At 61.8% G+C, this 16,182-nt stretch carries 14 protein-coding genes and 1 riboswitch; of the genes, 4 read left to right on the plus strand and 10 right to left on the minus strand.

Features of this window, described 5'->3' with window-relative positions; translation table 11 throughout:
• Window positions 1–18 precede the first annotated feature (18 nt).
• From AC1D13_RS03070 to AC1D13_RS03095, 6 genes are all read right to left on the minus strand, one after another.
• A complete protein-coding gene (locus tag AC1D13_RS03070) occupies window positions 19–792 on the minus strand; it encodes an MBL fold metallo-hydrolase (protein WP_457278929.1) in 774 nt (257 codons plus the stop codon).
• A 48-nt stretch (window positions 793–840) separates the two neighbouring features.
• Window positions 841–1,986, minus strand: coding sequence for an outer membrane protein assembly factor BamC (bamC, locus tag AC1D13_RS03075; protein WP_457278928.1), 1,146 nt, complete (start codon window positions 1,984–1,986; stop codon window positions 841–843).
• Window positions 1,987–2,017: 31 nt separating this feature from the next.
• Window positions 2,018–2,902: a 4-hydroxy-tetrahydrodipicolinate synthase gene (gene dapA, locus AC1D13_RS03080; protein ID WP_477688916.1), complete on the minus strand. Its 885-nt coding sequence runs from the start codon at window positions 2,900–2,902 to the stop codon at window positions 2,018–2,020.
• Window positions 2,903–3,007: 105 nt separating this feature from the next.
• The gene (locus AC1D13_RS03085; protein WP_477667471.1) at window positions 3,008–3,619 is read right to left on the minus strand and encodes a class I SAM-dependent methyltransferase; all 612 of its coding nucleotides are present in this window, start codon (window positions 3,617–3,619) and stop codon (window positions 3,008–3,010) included.
• A gap of 100 nt (window positions 3,620–3,719) precedes the next feature.
• Window positions 3,720–4,529, minus strand: a complete 810-nt coding sequence (locus tag AC1D13_RS03090; RefSeq protein ID WP_457278925.1) for an SDR family oxidoreductase — start codon at window positions 4,527–4,529, stop codon at window positions 3,720–3,722.
• A gap of 191 nt (window positions 4,530–4,720) precedes the next feature.
• The gene (locus AC1D13_RS03095; protein WP_457278924.1) at window positions 4,721–5,941 is read right to left on the minus strand and encodes an MFS transporter; all 1,221 of its coding nucleotides are present in this window, start codon (window positions 5,939–5,941) and stop codon (window positions 4,721–4,723) included.
• A gap of 191 nt (window positions 5,942–6,132) precedes the next feature.
• Here AC1D13_RS03095 and AC1D13_RS03100 point away from each other — a divergent pair, with 191 nt between their 5' ends.
• The 4 genes from AC1D13_RS03100 to parC all read left to right on the plus strand — a co-directional run bounded on the left by AC1D13_RS03100 (window position 6,133) and on the right by parC (window position 12,654).
• Window positions 6,133–8,103 (plus strand): DNA topoisomerase IV subunit B, encoded by a 1,971-nt coding sequence (locus AC1D13_RS03100; protein ID WP_477667469.1) that lies wholly within the window; start codon window positions 6,133–6,135, stop codon window positions 8,101–8,103.
• Window positions 8,100–9,209 carry a hypothetical protein gene (locus AC1D13_RS03105; protein ID WP_457278922.1) on the plus strand — a complete coding sequence of 370 codons (1,110 nt, stop codon included), beginning with the start codon at window positions 8,100–8,102 and terminating at the stop codon, window positions 9,207–9,209. Before AC1D13_RS03100 ends, AC1D13_RS03105 begins: the two co-directional genes overlap by 4 nt.
• A gap of 118 nt (window positions 9,210–9,327) precedes the next feature.
• Entirely contained in the window at window positions 9,328–10,170 is an 843-nt protein-coding gene (locus tag AC1D13_RS03110; RefSeq protein ID WP_457278921.1) for a lytic transglycosylase domain-containing protein, read from the plus strand.
• Window positions 10,171–10,299: 129 nt separating this feature from the next.
• On the plus strand, window positions 10,300–12,654 hold the full coding sequence (gene parC, locus AC1D13_RS03115) for a DNA topoisomerase IV subunit A (RefSeq protein ID WP_477667467.1): 2,355 nt from the start codon (window positions 10,300–10,302) through the stop codon (window positions 12,652–12,654).
• Between the two features lie 94 nt (window positions 12,655–12,748).
• Here the strand turns inward: parC and AC1D13_RS03120 are convergent, their stop codons facing one another.
• The 4 genes from AC1D13_RS03120 to AC1D13_RS03135 all read right to left on the minus strand — a co-directional run bounded on the left by AC1D13_RS03120 (window position 12,749) and on the right by AC1D13_RS03135 (window position 16,148).
• The gene (locus AC1D13_RS03120; protein ID WP_477667466.1) at window positions 12,749–13,261 is read right to left on the minus strand and encodes a 6,7-dimethyl-8-ribityllumazine synthase; all 513 of its coding nucleotides are present in this window, start codon (window positions 13,259–13,261) and stop codon (window positions 12,749–12,751) included.
• A gap of 125 nt (window positions 13,262–13,386) precedes the next feature.
• Window positions 13,387–13,548: riboswitch (FMN riboswitch) on the minus strand.
• A gap of 82 nt (window positions 13,549–13,630) precedes the next feature.
• A complete protein-coding gene (locus tag AC1D13_RS03125; protein WP_477688917.1) occupies window positions 13,631–14,386 on the minus strand; it encodes a hypothetical protein in 756 nt (251 codons plus the stop codon).
• 118 nt (window positions 14,387–14,504) lie between these two features.
• Window positions 14,505–14,957 carry a RidA family protein gene (locus AC1D13_RS03130; protein WP_457278917.1) on the minus strand — a complete coding sequence of 151 codons (453 nt, stop codon included), beginning with the start codon at window positions 14,955–14,957 and terminating at the stop codon, window positions 14,505–14,507.
• A 225-nt stretch (window positions 14,958–15,182) separates the two neighbouring features.
• Window positions 15,183–16,148, minus strand: a complete 966-nt coding sequence (locus AC1D13_RS03135) for a tripartite tricarboxylate transporter substrate binding protein (RefSeq protein ID WP_477688918.1) — start codon at window positions 16,146–16,148, stop codon at window positions 15,183–15,185.
• Window positions 16,149–16,182 lie beyond the last annotated feature (34 nt).

Raw genomic sequence — 16,182 nt, forward strand, 5'->3', positions numbered from 1 at the left:
AGGGCCCACGACCCTTCCTCAGATATGGATCCAGCGTGTGCCGACGTCGGGCCTGGCCACAATAATGTCTTCTGCGCCACAGCCCAGGGCCTCGGCCATCAGGGCTTGCACCAGCTCCGGCCGGTTGTTTTGCGCGCTGAGATGGGCTGCCACCAGGTGGCGTAGCCCCTGATGCATGACGCCGCGGGCGACATCCGCAGCGGCCGTATTGGAAAGATGCCCAAATTGGCCGCCCACCCGCCGCTTCAGGAATGCGGGATAGGACGATTGGGCCAGCATGTCGGAATCGTGGTTGCACTCCAGCATCAGGGCGTCGCAGCCCCCAAGGTGTTCCAGTACATGCGAAGTGGCATGACCGAGATCAGTGAGGATTCCCAGCTTTGCCGAGCCATCGGTGCAGCTGAGCTGCAAGGGTTCCCGGGCATCGTGGGGCACCGTAAAAGGCGTCAGCTGCATGCCGCCGAGGTCAATGGCTTTCCCGTCGCGCGCCTTGTGCAGCAACCCGTCAAAATCTGGTGCCCCTATGCCTGCGTGGGTGCCATGGCTCATCCAGACCGGGATCCGGTAGCGAAGCGACAGTGACCGCGCGCAACCGATGTGGTCACCGTGCTCATGGGTGATGAACACGGCGTGGATGTCTTCGGGTTGCAGGCCCGCCTCACCGAGCCTGTAGAGCAGGTGCTTGAGCCCCAACCCGCAGTCGACAAGAATGCGAAGCGGCGTGATCCCCGACGCTTCAACCAGTGTGGCATTGCCTGAACTGCCACTGCCCAGGCTTTTGAACCTCAGCACACCGGTATGGAATCTTCAGTCGGGATGAACAGGATCACGAACCGGGATTTACCGCAGATCGTCGGCAATCACCTGGATGATGCGCTGGGCATTGGCCGATGCTTCAGGGGCACCCTGGGCATTGAGGACCGACACCGTGGTGCTTTCACCCTGGCTCTTGACGGCGATACGGTACTTCAACGGCGGCACGGCGGCTGGCGAGCCGCTGAACAGCTTGCTGAAGAAACCGGGCTCGGTTTTGTTCACGATGGGCTCGACGTAGCGCACGAAGTAGGTTCCCTGGCTGCGGTCGCGGTCTTCAACCGTGAACCCGGTGCGGTCCAGTGCCAGTCCGACGCGGCGCCATGCACGTTCAAAGCCTTCGTCGATCTGCACGACGGGCTGGCTGTTGACAGTGGCGATCCGCGAGGTTTGTTTGTCTGCACCGGCGGCCACCAGGGCCTTCGATTGCTCTTGCGTGACACCCAGCTTGACCATCAGGCGGCGCAGGAATTCGGCTTCCAGCTCCGGGTCGGCAGGGCGGGGTTGCCACATGGTGCTGTCGCCGCCGGTGGAGCCGGCCTTGACGCCGGTCAGCACCTCGACCATACCGCGGTGGCTGACATAGATTTCGGTGCCGCCATCAGGGCGGCGCTCCAGCCGTGTGCGGAACTTGTCGCGTTCACCTGTGGAGTACAGGCTGTCGAATACTTTGCCGATAGTGTTGCGGATGAAATCCTGCGGGAGCTTGGCGCGGTTTTCAGCGTAATCGGTTTCCATGATGCCGAGGTTTTCCTGGTCCTGGGACAGCAGGAAGCCGCTCTCCAGCCAGAAATCGCGCACGGGCGTCCAGAGCTTGTCTGCCGGCCGGTTCACCACCAGCCAGCGCTGGCTTCCTGCGCGTTCGATGCGAACGTCGCCCACGGTCACTGCGGCTGTCTGCACGGCCTGTGTCGGCTGGCCAACCTGGTAGCTGCTGGCGGACACCGCCGTACCGGGCACCACATAACGGGTTTCGCGGCTGAGTTGTGTCAGGTCGGGAGGGATCGCCAGGGAAGGGGCTTTGGCGCCGCTGCTTTTGTAGTCGACGCGTTCGCCTTCCATCACATCCCTGATGGAAGAGCAGCCGGCGAGCAGGCTGAGGGCAACCAGTGCAGACACGGTTGCGGCGCTCCGGGCTTTGGAAAATGCAGGATGTGTTGGCAATATCTTCACTTGGGTTCCCTTAAAAATCAGATCAGGCAAATCAGATCAGGCCGCAGATGCGCAAGGCGCTTTCCACGGTGGCTTCATTCGATGCTTCCAGCGGCGTCATCGGCAGGCGCAACGTCCCACCGCAAAGACCCATGCGGGCCATGGCCCACTTGACGGGAATCGGGTTGGCTTCGACAAAGAGGTTTCGATGCAGCGGCAGCAATTTAAGTTGCAGCTCCATGGCGCGACGGGTGTCGCCGGCCACTGCGGCCACGCAGAGTTCATGCATGAGGCGGGGCGCGACGTTGGCTGTCACGCTGACATTGCCCTGGCCGCCGCAAAGCATCAGCGCCACCGCGGTCGGGTCGTCGCCTGAATACACGGCAAAGCCCTTGGGCACTTCCTTGATCAGCCACTGGGCGCGCTCGATATTGCCGGTGGCTTCCTTGATGCCGACAATGCCGGGCACCTGGGCCAGGCGCAGCACGGTGGCATGCGCCATATCGGCGACGGTGCGGCCGGGCACGTTGTAAAGCACGGTGGGGAGGTCGCCAACCGCTTCCGCAATCGCCTTGAAGTGCCGGTACTGGCCTTCCTGGGTGGGCTTGTTGTAATAAGGGACGACCTGCAGCTGGCAGTCCGCGCCAACGCCTTTGGCAAATTTGGCCAATTCGATGGCTTCGGCCGTTGAGTTGGCACCGCAGCCAGCCATGATCGGCACGCGCTTTTTGGCCTGCTCAACTGACACCCGGATGATTTCGCAATGTTCTTCGACATTGACGGTTGGGGATTCGCCGGTGGTGCCGACCACGCCGATGCAGTCGGTCCCTTCGGCAATGTGCCAGTCAACCAGCTTGCGCAGGGTGGGGTAATCTACGCTGCCGTCTTCGTGCAAGGGCGTTGCCAGTGCAACGATGCTGCCAGTAATGGGTTTCATGCTCTGCTTGTAAACGTTCGCGGCCATGCAGGTATCTGGGGTGTTCCGGCCTGAACAGCTTCAAGCCGGCCCCGGAAAAGGCCAATCCTGCATTCTACCCAGAGCCTAGGTCAGTCTATAGCGGGGTGGACCCCCTTCCGCGGTATGAAGGGGGGCGGATAAACCCGCGGTGCTGGCTGAGTCGCGGACGGCGGCGATGCGCTGGACAAAGCGTGGCGGACGCTCCTCAAAACCCTCCTCGAAGGCCACCACTTTCAGGCCCTGGCAGACCTGCAGCAATTCACCGGGACGCAGTAAAAAGTCGGGGCGCGAGGGTTTGCCTACCGTTTCATTGCCCTGCGTAAAAGTTTCGTAAATCAGCACGCCACCCGGCGCCAGGCTGGCCAGCAGCGTGGGCAGGAGCGGCCGCCACAGGTAATTGGTGACGATGACGGCTTCAAACTGTCGTCCTTCAAAAGGCCAGGGACCTTCCTCAATGTCGGCCACCACGGCTTCAACGGTTTGGGCGGGGCGCGTGGGAAGAGCTGATGCTATGAATTCGATAGCTGCTTGCGCAAGATCCACAAGGGCCAGAGGGTGATTTCGTTCATAAAACCAGCGGGCATGACGGCCATGGCCGCAGGCCACGTCCAGCACTACGCCGCGCTCAGGCACCAGGTGCGACCAGCGCTGCACCCAGGCGGAGGGTGGTTCCGTGCCATGCGCGGTACCGGTCATAGGGTTTTTCCGCCGGGCCGCCCCAAGGAAAAATGCGCCCCATAAGTGAGATCAGGGGCAGCGCGCCGCAGGCTCGGAGTGACAAGCGTGGGGGCTGTATTCATGGTCTTACGTCATCTTTGAGCGCGGCGAGCGCCATCGCCTCGACCCGGCCCGGCGCGATCAGCTTGAGCCAGCGGCCCAGCTTGCCCTTGGCCGTCATGACCACCTCGCGTTCCCGGCGCGCCATGCCCTCAAGGATGAGCCGTGCGCATTCTTCCACGCTCATGGCGTCGTCTTCCTTCAGGCCGCTGGCACCGGCCGCCTCACCGGCCGCGTTGAAGCCGCGGTGGCGGATGCGGGTGGCGACCACGCCCGGGTAGGCCGTCGTTACGCTGACACCGGCCGTTTTAAGCTCGGCGCGCAATGCCTCGAAGAAGCCCGTCATGGCGAATTTGGTGGCGCTGTAGGCTGTGCGGCCCGGCACACCGATCAGGCCCGCCAGGCTGGAGACCGCCACGATGCTGCCGTGGCGCACTTTTAAGTAAGGCAAGGCGGCATGGGTGCACCAGACGCTGCCCCAGAGGTTGATGCGCATCAACTGTTCGTACCAGGCCAGGTCCTGGGCCTTGACGTCTTCAAAAAGGGCTTGCGCCGACATGCCTGCGTTGTTGATCAAGGCATCGATTTGCCCGAACCGGCCGATGGCGGCGGCCACCAGCTGGCGGCATTGGTCCTCTTGCGACACATCGGTTTTGACGGCCAGGGTCAGCGCCCCATGGGCGGCGCATTGGCCCGCAACCTCATTGAGCAGTGCTTCATTGCGCGCGGCCAGCACCAGCGCCACGCCGGCGCCGTGGGTTTTGGCCAATTGCCGCGCCATTTCAGCGCCTATGCCGTCAGAGGCTCCGGTAATTACTATTGTTTTCATAGCTGCTTGCGCCCGTCCTGATTGGGCCGCAGCCCAAAACACACATAAAACCCCTGGGAAGGGCCTTGCGCTAGAAGCAGGCCCAGACCTGGTTGGCGAGTGTGAACAGGAAATCCGGCCGTGTGTAGAGGGCAAACACCCCCAGCGACGCGATGATCGCAAGCGTCCACAGGCCGATTCTTTTGGCCATCTCAGGCCCCTTGGGGCACGGCCGCGCGTGCAATCGGTGATTCACGCACCGGCAGGTTCACCAGCGCGGCAAACACGCCCAATGCAATCGCGATGTACCAGACGATGTCGTAGCTGCCCGTGCGGTCATACAAATAGCCGCCCAGCCAGACGCCCAGGAAGGAGCCGATCTGATGGCTGAAGAAGATAAAGCCGCCCAGCATCGACAAGTGCTGGATGCCGAAGATCTGCGCCACGACGGCGTTGGTCGGCGGGATGGTCGACAGCCACAGCAGGCCCATCAGGCTGGCAAAGATGTAAACGCTCAAGGGGCTCAGCGGTGCCGCCAGGAACACGGCGATCACGATGGCGCGCGAGAGATAAATCGTCGCCAGGATCTTGCGTTTGGCGATTTTCTGACCCAGCGAGCCTGCAATATAGGTGCCAAACACATTAAAGAGGCCGATCAGCGCCAGCGCATAGCTGGCCACCTGGGGAGACAGGCCCTTGTCCTTGAGGTAGCTGGGCATGTGCACGCCGATGAACACCACCTGGAAGCCGCAGACAAAGTAACCCGCCATCAGCAATTGAAAGCTCGGGTACTTGAAAGCCTCGCGCAGCGCCTGAAGGATAGTTTGCTCGCGTTTGGCAGGCTGCCCGCCGGTAAAACCGCCTTCGCGCAGGCCCAATGCCAGCGGCGCAATCAGCAGCACCGCGCCGCTCAGCACCAGCAAAGCCTCTTTCCAGCCCAGGCTGCTGATCAGCAAACCTTCGGTCGGCACCATCAGGAACTGGCCGAATGAGCCCGCCGCCGCGGCCACGCCCATGGCCCACGAGCGTTTGTCGGCCGAAATATTGCGCCCGATCACGCCGTAAATCACGGCATACGTGGTTCCGGCCTGTGCGGCGCCAATCAGCACGCCGGCTGTCAGGGTGAACAGGAAACCGGTGGGCGACAGCGCCATGCCCACCAGGCCCAGCCCGTACAGCAGCGCGCCGCCCACGATCACGCGGAAGGCGCCAAAGCGGTCGGCCGCCATGCCGGCGAAGATGCCGAACACCCCCCAGGACAGGTTTTGCACCGCCAGCGCAAAGGCAAAAGTCTCGCGCGTCCAGCCCTGCGCCTGCGTGATGGGCTGCAGCCAGAGGCCAAAACCGTGGCGAATGCCCATGGACAGCGTGACGATGGTGGCGCCGCAGATCAGCACCTGCAGCATGGAGAGTTTTTTGGTGTCGGTGGTCATGGGCGAGTCGCCTCGAGTGGCGAAAAAAGGAAAGGCCTGAGGCGGCCGGGAGGCTCTTTGCCGACTGTAACGAAAATGGCGAAACACTGCCGGGGCCGTCCTTCGTTCCCACCCTTGAATCAGACGGGCTGTATGTTTGTACAGTGACTTTTGCGGCCCCGACTACAATTGCGGCAATTCTTTCATCTGCCATGGCTGACAAACTACCCACTGAATATTCCGAAGGCTCGATCCGTGTGCTCAAGGGCCTGGAGCCCGTCAAGCAGCGCCCGGGCATGTACACCCGCACCGACAACCCCCTGCACATCATCCAGGAGGTGCTGGACAACTCCGCCGACGAGGCCCTGGCCGGCTACGGCAAGAAGATCAAGGTGACGCTGCACACCGACGGATCGGTGAGCGTTGATGACGATGGCCGGGGCGTTCCCTTTGGCCTGCACCCGGAAGAAAAGGTGCCGGTCATCGAGATCGTCTACACCCGGCTGCACGCCGGCGGCAAGTTCGACAAGGGCAAGGGCGGCGCCTACAGCTTTTCGGGCGGCCTGCACGGCGTCGGCGTGAGCGTGACGAATGCACTGTCCAAACGCCTGGAAGTCACCTCCTACCGTGAAGGTATGGTCGCCCATCTGGTGTTCTCCGGCGGGGACGTGACCGAGAAACTGCACCTGCGCAAAAACGGCGAGGGCGACCGCAAGACCGGAACCACCGTCCGCGCCTGGCCCGATTCCAAATACTTTGAATCGGCCGCGCTGCCCATGGCCGAGCTCACGCACCTGCTGCGCAGCAAGGCGGTGCTGATGCCCGGCGTCACGGTGACGCTGACCAACGAGAAAACCAAAGACGTCCAGACCTGGCTCTACAAGGGCGGCCTGCGCGACTACCTGATGCAGACCCTGACCGGCGACCCGGTGATCCCGATGTTTGAGGGCGAAGGTTTTGCCGACGCTTCGCACGAGAGTTTTGCCGAAGGCGAGGGCGCGCAGTGGTGCGTGGCCTTCACCGAAGAGGGCCAGCCGGTGCGCGAAAGCTACGTCAACCTGATTCCCACCAGCGCCGGCGGCACGCATGAAAGCGGCCTGCGCGACGGCCTCTTCAATGCCGTCAAGAGCTTTGTCGACCTGCATTCGCTGCTGCCCAAGGGGGTCAAGCTCTTGCCCGAAGACGTTTTTGCCCGTGCCAGCTATGTCCTGAGCGCCAAAGTGCTCGATCCGCAGTTCCAGGGCCAGATCAAGGAACGCCTCAATTCACGCGACGCGGTACGGCTGGTGTCGAGCTTTGTGCGGCCGACGCTGGAGCTCTGGCTTAATCAGCACGTCGACTACGGCCGCAAACTGGCCGAACTGGCCATCAAGGCCGCCCAAACCCGGCAGAAAGCCGGCCAGAAGGTCGAAAAACGCAAAGGCTCCGGCGTGGCCGTGCTGCCCGGCAAGCTGACCGACTGCGAAAGCCGGGACCTGGCGCACAACGAAGTCTTCCTGGTCGAAGGCGATTCGGCCGGCGGCAGCGCCAAGATGGGCCGCGACAAGGAAAGCCAGGCCATCCTGCCGCTGCGCGGCAAGGTGCTCAATACCTGGGAGGTCGAGCGCGACCGCCTGTTTGCCAACACCGAAATCCACGACATCGCGGTCGCCATCGGCGTCGATCCGCACGGCCCCAATGACACGCCCGACCTGAGCGGCCTGCGCTACGGCAAGGTCTGCATCCTGAGCGACGCCGATGTGGACGGCTCGCACATCCAGGTGCTGCTTTTGACCCTCTTTTTCCGCCACTTCCCCAAATTGATCGAATCGGGTAATGTGTATGTCGCCCGGCCGCCGCTGTTCCGGGTGGACGCGCCGGCCCGCGGCAAAAAGCCGGCATCCAAGGTGTATGCCCTGGACGAAGGCGAGCTGATTGCCATTTTGGACAAGTTACGCAAGGATGGCGTGAAGGAAGGCGCCTGGAGCATCAGCCGCTTCAAGGGCCTGGGCGAGATGAGCGCGGAACAATTATGGGAAACCACACTCAATCCTGACACCCGCCGCCTGTTGCCCGTGCAATTGGGCAACCAGGATTTTCTGCAAACCGAGACGCTCATCACCAAGCTGATGGGCAAAGGCGAGGCCGCAGCGCGCCGCGAACTGATGGAGTTGCACGGTGACAGCGTCGAGGTGGACGTTTGAGGCTTCTCCTGTCGTTTGCGCGTGTGATGGGCATCGTGGTACTGGTGCTTGCCGCATTCTGGGCGACGGTGGCACTTGCGCGCCATGAATTCATGGCCTCCGGCTTTGCTTTCGCTCTTGCCGCAGGTGGTTTGTGTTTGTCGATTTTTTCAGAGAAGGCCATCGCCAGAAAGAAGCAGCAGGCGGAGAAAGAGGTCACGTTGGAGGCGCTGCTGTTTAGCGACAGTGCGCTGGACGTGCCATTTCGCTGGTTTCGCTGGCTCTGTTTTGTCGTTGCGCTGTTGCTGATTTTTGGGGTAACGGGTTTGCTGGCAAGGGCGACCTGGCAGGAAGGGAAGTTGGTTCCCGTGGCCTTGCTGAGCAGTTTTGCTGTTCTATTGTTTGTGTACATTGGCAGTTTGTTTGTTTCAGGTTATGCCGCATGGCAATCCGGCAGCGCGTTGAAGGCGGATTTGCTGGGCTTGAGGCTCTGCGGCTTGCCCGCTATCGCCTGGAAGCATATTCGCGGGATCGACCTTAAGCAGTTTGAAGTCAAGGGGCAAAAGAAAGCCATCTTGATGTTGGCGCTTGATCCGGCGACGTTCAACGAGCTGAAATCTGCCTTGGTGCCGAGGTCGCTTCATTGGACGGGTCCCAAATTAAGGGAGAAGCCTGCGGTAGTAGAGTTTGGTTGCGATTTTTTAGGAAGAGACCCGGAGCTCGTCGTTCGGGCCGTCCAGTTCATCGCGGACAAATCAGGTGGGCGAAGGGTCAAGGGCTGGAACTACCTTGAAGCAATTGACGTGGCGGAGCAGCGAGAGCAAGCTGCTGAACTCCGCAGGGAGGCAAACCGCAAGAGTGACCTGCTGTTTGCCGAGCTGCAGCGAATGAACCGGTCGGGACCTGTTGATGAAAAAAGACTGGCGGAAATTGACCGTCAAATGCAGGCTGAACTCGAACGGATGAGTTCAGCGGCCAATGCAGAAGTAAATGCTTTCAAGCACAACATGAGTGCACTGGATGAGCGCCTGAAGCCGCTGAAATGGTTTTACAGGGGAATGGTGGTTTTGCTGATTGTCATGATTGGTGGGGCCGTTTTAAGAATTGTGCTCACACTGAAGTCCTGACTCGTGACGATGAATAACTTGATGTTTTACCGTTCCTGCAAGCTGACCTCGTGGTTCCGACGGCCTGAGGCCGACAGGTTTGCCTGGATGGTTGAGCAATCAACAATGGATTTCTTTTATGAAAATTTTTAGTGGCAAACCCAGGCTCTGGCCGGGTTTCTTTTTGAGCCTGCTAATGCTGCTGTCGCAGCAATCTGCCCATGCCGACATCTGGGGCTACGTGGACAAAGACGGCATTGCGCATTTTTCGGCTGTGCGGCTGGATGAGCGCTATGAGCTTTTCTTTCGTGGTGTTGAAAGTTTCAGCGCAGGCGACAACGTTGCCAAAAGCGGCAAAGCCGTCGGCAACGGCGCCAACCGGGCCACCGGTGTGGCCAATGCGCCGCCCAAGCTGCTTGCTTACTTTGATGTGTCCCCCAACTACAAGGCCGTCAAGCACCTGCTGCGCGAGGCTTCAGCCAAACACGGCATCGACTACGAGCTGCTGCAGGCACTGATCGCCACCGAATCCGGATTCAACGCCCAGGCCGTTTCGCCCAAGGGTGCGGTCGGGCTGATGCAGCTGATCCCGCCGACAGCGGAGCGCTATGGCGTACGGGCCACCAAGGATTCCACCATCCACAAAAGGCTCACCGATCCCAAGACCAACATCCGGGCCGGCTCCAGCTACCTCAGTGATCTGATTGCCATGTTTCCCGGCCAGCTCGAACTGGCCATCGCTGCGTACAACGCCGGCGAGGGCGCCGTTCAGCGTGCCGGCAACAAGATTCCGAACTATCCCGAAACCAAAAACTACGTCAAGACCGTGATGCAGCTCTATAACCACCTCAAGCCACCCAGCATGGCGTCCGGCGGCCGCGTTCGCATGGAAATGATGGGCGGGGCCACCGGCCGCGGCAACATGGTGTCACCCACGGTGGTGTCCACCGCCACGCCAGAGGCCTTGCCCGAGCCGTACTGAGGTCACAATGCGCCTTGTGTCCTGCCCGGCAGCCTGATAGACAGCTTTCCTTTTTTGTAACCCTGTGGCGGCCGCACCCGCGTGTGCCGGCATGCCTCACGCCACCTTACCCGCCAAGCCAAACTCAAGATGGATCTCTTTACACCGGACGCCGTAGCCCCGATCCCCGAACCCGCAGACCAGGATTCCCTGGCCGCGTACGCGCAGCGGGCTTACCTTGAATATGCCCTCAGCGTCGTCAAGGGCCGCGCCTTGCCCGACGTTTGCGATGGCCAGAAGCCGGTGCAGCGCCGCATCCTCTTCAGCATGTCGCGCATGGGCCTGGGTTTTGGCGGGGCGAATGGCGCGAGCGGTGCCAAGCCTGTCAAGAGCGCGCGCGTTGTCGGCGACGTGCTGGGCAAATACCACCCGCACGGCGACCAGGCGGCGTACGACGCGATGGTGCGCATGGCGCAGGACTTCAGCCAGCGTTATCCGCTGGTCGATGGACAAGGTAATTTCGGCAGCCGCGACGGCGACGGCGCAGCGGCCATGCGATACACCGAGGCTCGGCTGGCGCGCATCACGACGCTGCTGCTCGACGAGCTTGACGAAGGCACGGTCGACTTTGTGCCCAACTACGACGGCTCCTTTGAAGAGCCGCGCCAGTTGCCGGCACGCTTGCCCTTCACGCTGCTCAACGGCGCCAGCGGTATTGCCGTGGGCCTGGCTACCGAAATTCCCAGTCACAACCTGCGCGAAGTCGCCGACGCCTGCGTGGCGCTCATCAAGACACCCAAGCTTGCGGACGAAGAGCTGTACGCGCTGATCGCCGGGCCCGACTACCCAGGCGGTGGGCAGATCATCTCGAGCGGCGCGGAAATCGCGGCGGCCTACAGCACGGGCCGCGGCTCGCTCAAGGTGCGTGCCCGCTGGAAGATTGAAGAACTCGCGCGCGGCCAATGGCAGCTGGTGGTGCAGGAACTGCCGCCCGGTGTCAGCACCCAGCGAGTGCTCGAGGAAATCGAAGAGCTCACCAATCCGAAAATCAAGGCCGGCAAAAAAGCCCTGAGCCAGGACCAGGTGCAGCTCAAGCAGACCATCCTGGCCGTGCTCGACGTGGTGCGCGACGAATCCAGCAAGGACGCCGCCGTGCGCCTGGTGTTCGAGCCCAAGACGAGCAAGATCAGCCAGTCCGAGCTCATCAACACCCTGCTGGCCAACACCAGCCTGGAAAGCTCCTCGCCCATCAACCTGACCATGGTCGGGCTGGACGGCAAGCCGACGCAGAAAAACCTGCGCCAGATGCTGACGGAGTGGATCGAGTTCCGCCAGACCACGGTGCAAAAACGATCGCAGCACCGGCTCGACAAAGTGCTGGCCCGCATCCACATCCTCGAGGGGCGGCAACTGGTGCTGCTCAACATCGACGAGGTGATCGCCATCATCCGCCAGTCGGAAGAGCCCAAGCCCGCATTGATAGAGCGCTTCAAGCTCAGCGAAATCCAGGCCGAGGACATTCTTGAAATCCGCCTGCGCCAACTGGCACGGCTTGAAGCCATCAAGATCGAGCAGGACCTGAAAAACCTGCGCGAAGAGCAGGGCAAGCTCGAGGAAATCCTGGGCAGCCCGGCGGCGCTCAAGCGCCTGCTGGTCAAGGAAATCGAGGCCGACGCCAAGCAATTCGCCGATGCGCGCCGCACGCTGATCCAGGCCGAGAAAAAGGCCGTGCTCGAAGTCAAGGTGCTCGACGAGCCGGTGACCGTGGTCATCAGCGACAAGGGCTGGGTGCGCGCACGCAACGGTCACGGACATGACCCGGCAGGCTTCGCCTTCAAGGCGGGCGACGGGCTTTACGGTACCTTCGAATGCCGCACCATCGACACGTTGCTGGCCTTCGGCTCACGCGGCCGCATTTATTCGGTGCCGGTGTCATTGCTGCCCGGTGCGCGCGGCGACGGCCAGCCGCTCACCACCCTGATCGACCTGGAGTCCGGCACGCAGCTGGTGCATTATTTTGCGGGCCCGTCCAATGCCGCATTGCTGCTGAGCGCCAGCGGCGGCTACGGCTTCCTCGCTACGGTCGAGAACATGACGTCGCGCCTCAAAGCCGGCAAGGCCTTTATCAGCTGCGCTGAAGGTGAAACCATTTGCAGGCCTTCGCATGCCGCCTTCACCAGCGCATCGGCGCCCTTGGTGCCGGCCACGCATGTGGCTTGCGCCTCGACGGGCGGCCGCATCCTGACGTTTGAAATCGCGGAACTCAAGATGCAGGCCGCCGGCGGGCGCGGCCTGATGCTGATCGACCTCGAAGCCAAAGACACTTTGGCTGGTGCAGCCGCCTACACGCGCAGCGTGAAGATTGAAGGCATTGGCCGCGGCGGCAAGGCGCGTGAGGAAACGCTGGAAATCCGCAGCCTGAACAATGCCCGTGCGGCGCGCGCGCGCAAGGGCAAGGCGGCCGACCTGGGCTTCAAACCCACCGGCATCAGCCGCGTTGAGTAAAACTGACTGAAGGTCATAACTGGCGGGCGCAAGCAGCTATTGATTTAATAGCAAGATGCTGCGCTCACCGGTCTGGTCAGCAGCTATTCAGCAATCAAGCTGCCAAGAGCAGATCAAGCTTTTTCAGGCCCGCCACCGTCTCCAGGCAGGCTTGCGCCACTTCCTTGCCCTTGGTCAGGAAATGTTCCGTGAAGAATTTTCGGTGTTCGTCATGCTCATGAAAATGCTGCGGCGTCAGCACCGCTGAAAACACCGGCACGCCGGTTTCCAGCTGGATACCCATCAGCGCGCTGATCACCGCATCGGCCACAAACTCGTGACGGTAGATGCCACCGTCCACCACCAGCCCGCAGCAGACCACGCCTGCATAACGGCCCGACTGTGCGAGTTTTTTCGCGTGGAGCGGAATCTCGAACGCGCCGGGCACTTCAAACGTGTCGATGGATTCAGCGCCCACGCCTTGCCGGGCCATCTCGGCCAGGAAGGCACCGCGGCCCTGGTCCACGATGTCTTCGTGCCAGGACGACTGGATAAAGGCAAAACGTGCCTTGTGGGAGGAGCCGCTGGAATGGTTGGTGGAAACGGGGAACTGGGTTGACTGACTCATGGATGGCCTCTGTTGGGTGTTACCAGAATCAGGGCGCACGAGCCTGCGGCTTTGCGCGTGGACACGCGGACGACCGCAGCGCAGAACGCGCCCAGTCGTAAACGCCCACGGCACAGCCGTAAACATCGCGCTCTCTTTCATCCGGACTGTGACCGTCGGCTTCGGAGTTGAACCGAATCTGCTGACCCTGGTTGCCGTATGAAGCACGGCAACCAGGCGCTCGCGGGCTGATGCAGTTGCCTGCAAACACCGCCGGTGGGGAATTTCACCCCGCCCTGAGAACGCTACCCCGGCAAAATGGCCGGGGCGAAGTGAATTTTATGGTTTGCGAGAAACCTTTGCCGGGCGGGTGAATGCCCTGGCGCCAGCTCAGAGGAGGGTACTCAGCGAGGTCCAGTAGCTGTCCATCAGCTTTCTTGCGTCTGCAATCGCTTTTTCCTTGCTGGTTCCGCTGGGGATTCGCATGATCAGTGCAAATTCGACCAGCTTGTCTCCAATGACCGAGAACCTGCTGATGCCCAGCGTGTTCAGTACAGAGGCGTCCGGTGAAACCTGAAAGTCCGCCGTCGGGAAGCAATGCGAGCCAATCCTGTTGGGCACCAGGAGTTCAATGGACTCACCAAACGGGCCGGTCAACCTGGAGAAGGAAAACGGCGCGCCGCGGGATGACTTGACCTGTAAGTCGGCCGCAGCACGCAGACCGCTTGCGTTGCTTCTCATGCTGGAAGGAAGCTCTGTCACCACGATCGCGGCAATCGGGGGAGCCAGATCTCCCGGGGAAAGCAGCACATAGTGATCAGTGACCCCGCGCGATTTGTCGTTCAGGAAAAGCTTGACGTGCGTTCGTTCCAGTTCGGGAAGCTGCGGCACGGCAATTTGAAACCCCGCGTCCTTCAGGATGATTTTTCGGGTGGACTTGATGGTCGCTTCGTCTGCATTGCGCACCATGAGGTTTCCGCCTCCGCCGTTGCAGGGCTGGAGCGATAAATTCCAGACAGACCTGATGTCGTTGGCTGCACCCGCAGGAGCTTGGGCAACTGCCAGCGGGGGACAGGCCAAAGCCAGGTACAGGACAGACATCCCGAGCTTGGCGAGTTTGCCGAAATGCCGCTTTTCCTTGTTCATGGTGAATACTTTCAGAAAGTCGGCTTCCGTGCAAACTTCGTTGCACTTGCCATGAAGAAGGTTCTGCTGGAAGTCAAATTCAGGCCGGGGGTACAAAGCTCCGGCCTGACGTCTTGTCTCACTCGACTTCAGCAACCAGGTCGATCTCGACGCAAGCGCCCATGGGAACCTGGGCCACGCCAAAGGCGCTGCGCGCATGCTTGCCGGCGTCGCCGAAGACTTCTGCAAACAACTCGCTGGCGCCGTTGGTCACCAGGTGCTGCTCGGTATAGTCGCCGGTCGAGTTGACCAGGCTCATGAGCTTGACGATGCGCTTGACCTTGCCCAGGCCGACGGCGGCTTCGAGTGTGCCCATCAGGTCGATGGCGACCGAGCGCGCGGCGGCCTTGCCTTCTTCTGTCGTCATGTTCTTGCCGAGCTGGCCGACGAGGGGCTTGCCGTCCTTCTTGGCGATGTGGCCGCTCAGGAACACCAGGTTGCCGGTCTGCACGAAGGGCAGGTAAGCTGCCAGGGGCGTTGCCACGGTTGGCAGGGTGATGTTCAGTGCTTTCAGCTTGTCGTAGGCGCTCATGGTGATCCTTTTGGTGAAGAAAAATGGCACCAGCCCAATGAGTATAAGCGCGAGCAGCTATTGTTTTGATAGCGAATAAAGCGGCGCGGCCGGCTGGTAGTGCAGGGAATTGTAGGATGGTGCCCGGGTTCCGGAGGCCTTTGGGGTCATGAAAGGAAATGATGGAACGGCGCAGGGCCTGCGCGGCTTGTCCCGCGCCCCCTTTCACCGTTCCACATGCCGGCGTCACTCGGGCTTGATGCCGGCCTTTCGCACCACAGCACCCCAGCGGTCTACTTCGTTGCGCATGAAGGCACGCAGTTCGTCGCGTGTCGAGCCTTTCAGGTCAATGCCCAGGGTGGTGAGGCGCTCGCGCGTGGAAGGGTGCGCCAGCGCCGCCACCGCTTCGCTGCGCAGCCGCTCGACGATATCGATCGGCGTGGTGGCCGGCGCCACCAGCGCCCACCACTGGTTGAACTGCATGCCCTCGATGCCGGCTTCGCGCGCGGTCGGCACGCCGGGCAGGGTAGCCAGGCGCGCATTGCCGGTCACCATCAAGGCAGAGATCCTGTTCGCGCCCAGCAGCGAACTGCCGCTGGCCATCGTGGCGAAATGCGCGTCCACCTGGCCGGCTGCGACGTCGGTGAGCGCGGGTGCGGAGCCGCGATAGGGAATGGCGTTGACCTTGATCCCCGTGGCGCCGGCGAACAGTTCGCTGGAAAGGTGGCTGATGGAGCCATTGCCGCTGTGGGCAAGCGCCAGCGGCACCTTGCTGCCCCGGTAGTTTTTGAGGAAGCCCTTGATGTCGCCATTCTTGTACTGCGCGCCGCCGGCAAACAGCAGCAGCGGCGAGGTGCCGACCATGGACACCGGCGTGAAGTCGCGCAGCAGGTCGTAGGGCATCTTGTTGAACACGGCCGGCGCAATCGCATGCGGCAGCTCGACGATGGCGAAGGTGTAGCCGTCAGGCGCGGCCTTGGCCGCGGCTTCGGTGCCGATGCGCCCGGAAGCGCCGGAGCGGTTGTCGACCACCACGCTTTGCCCCATGGTTTCGCCCATGCGCTGGGCAATCGCGCGGGCGATGGCGTCGGTGCTGCCACCGGGCGCCCAGGGCACGATGAGGCGGATGGGTTTGTCGGGGTAGGCGGCATGGGCGGTTCCCGCCAGGGTGGCGCAGGCCAGAAGCAGGGCGGGGAGCAGTCGGGTCTTCATGGTGAAAAATTCCTTTGCGGGCTGAAGAAAAAGG

The organism is Polaromonas sp. P1_E12, assembly GCF_056405975.1.

Excerpts from the sequence above, each read along its gene's own strand:
- dapA (WP_477688916.1), bottom strand. The coding sequence starts at position 2,902 with ATGAAACCCATTACTGGCAGCATCGTTGCACTGGCAACGCCCTTGCAC.
- AC1D13_RS03085 (WP_477667471.1), bottom strand. The coding sequence starts at position 3,619 with ATGACCGGTACCGCGCATGGCACGGAACCACCCTCCGCCTGGGTGCAG.
- AC1D13_RS03090 (WP_457278925.1), bottom strand. The coding sequence starts at position 4,529 with ATGAAAACAATAGTAATTACCGGAGCCTCTGACGGCATAGGCGCTGAA.
- AC1D13_RS03095 (WP_457278924.1), bottom strand. The coding sequence starts at position 5,941 with ATGACCACCGACACCAAAAAACTCTCCATGCTGCAGGTGCTGATCTGC.
- AC1D13_RS03100 (WP_477667469.1), top strand. The coding sequence starts at position 6,133 with ATGGCTGACAAACTACCCACTGAATATTCCGAAGGCTCGATCCGTGTG.
- AC1D13_RS03110 (WP_457278921.1), top strand. The coding sequence starts at position 9,328 with ATGAAAATTTTTAGTGGCAAACCCAGGCTCTGGCCGGGTTTCTTTTTG.
- parC (WP_477667467.1), top strand. The coding sequence starts at position 10,300 with ATGGATCTCTTTACACCGGACGCCGTAGCCCCGATCCCCGAACCCGCA.
- AC1D13_RS03120 (WP_477667466.1), bottom strand. The coding sequence starts at position 13,261 with ATGAGTCAGTCAACCCAGTTCCCCGTTTCCACCAACCATTCCAGCGGC.
- AC1D13_RS03125 (WP_477688917.1), bottom strand. The coding sequence starts at position 14,386 with ATGAACAAGGAAAAGCGGCATTTCGGCAAACTCGCCAAGCTCGGGATG.
- AC1D13_RS03130 (WP_457278917.1), bottom strand. The coding sequence starts at position 14,957 with ATGAGCGCCTACGACAAGCTGAAAGCACTGAACATCACCCTGCCAACC.
- AC1D13_RS03135 (WP_477688918.1), bottom strand. The coding sequence starts at position 16,148 with ATGAAGACCCGACTGCTCCCCGCCCTGCTTCTGGCCTGCGCCACCCTG.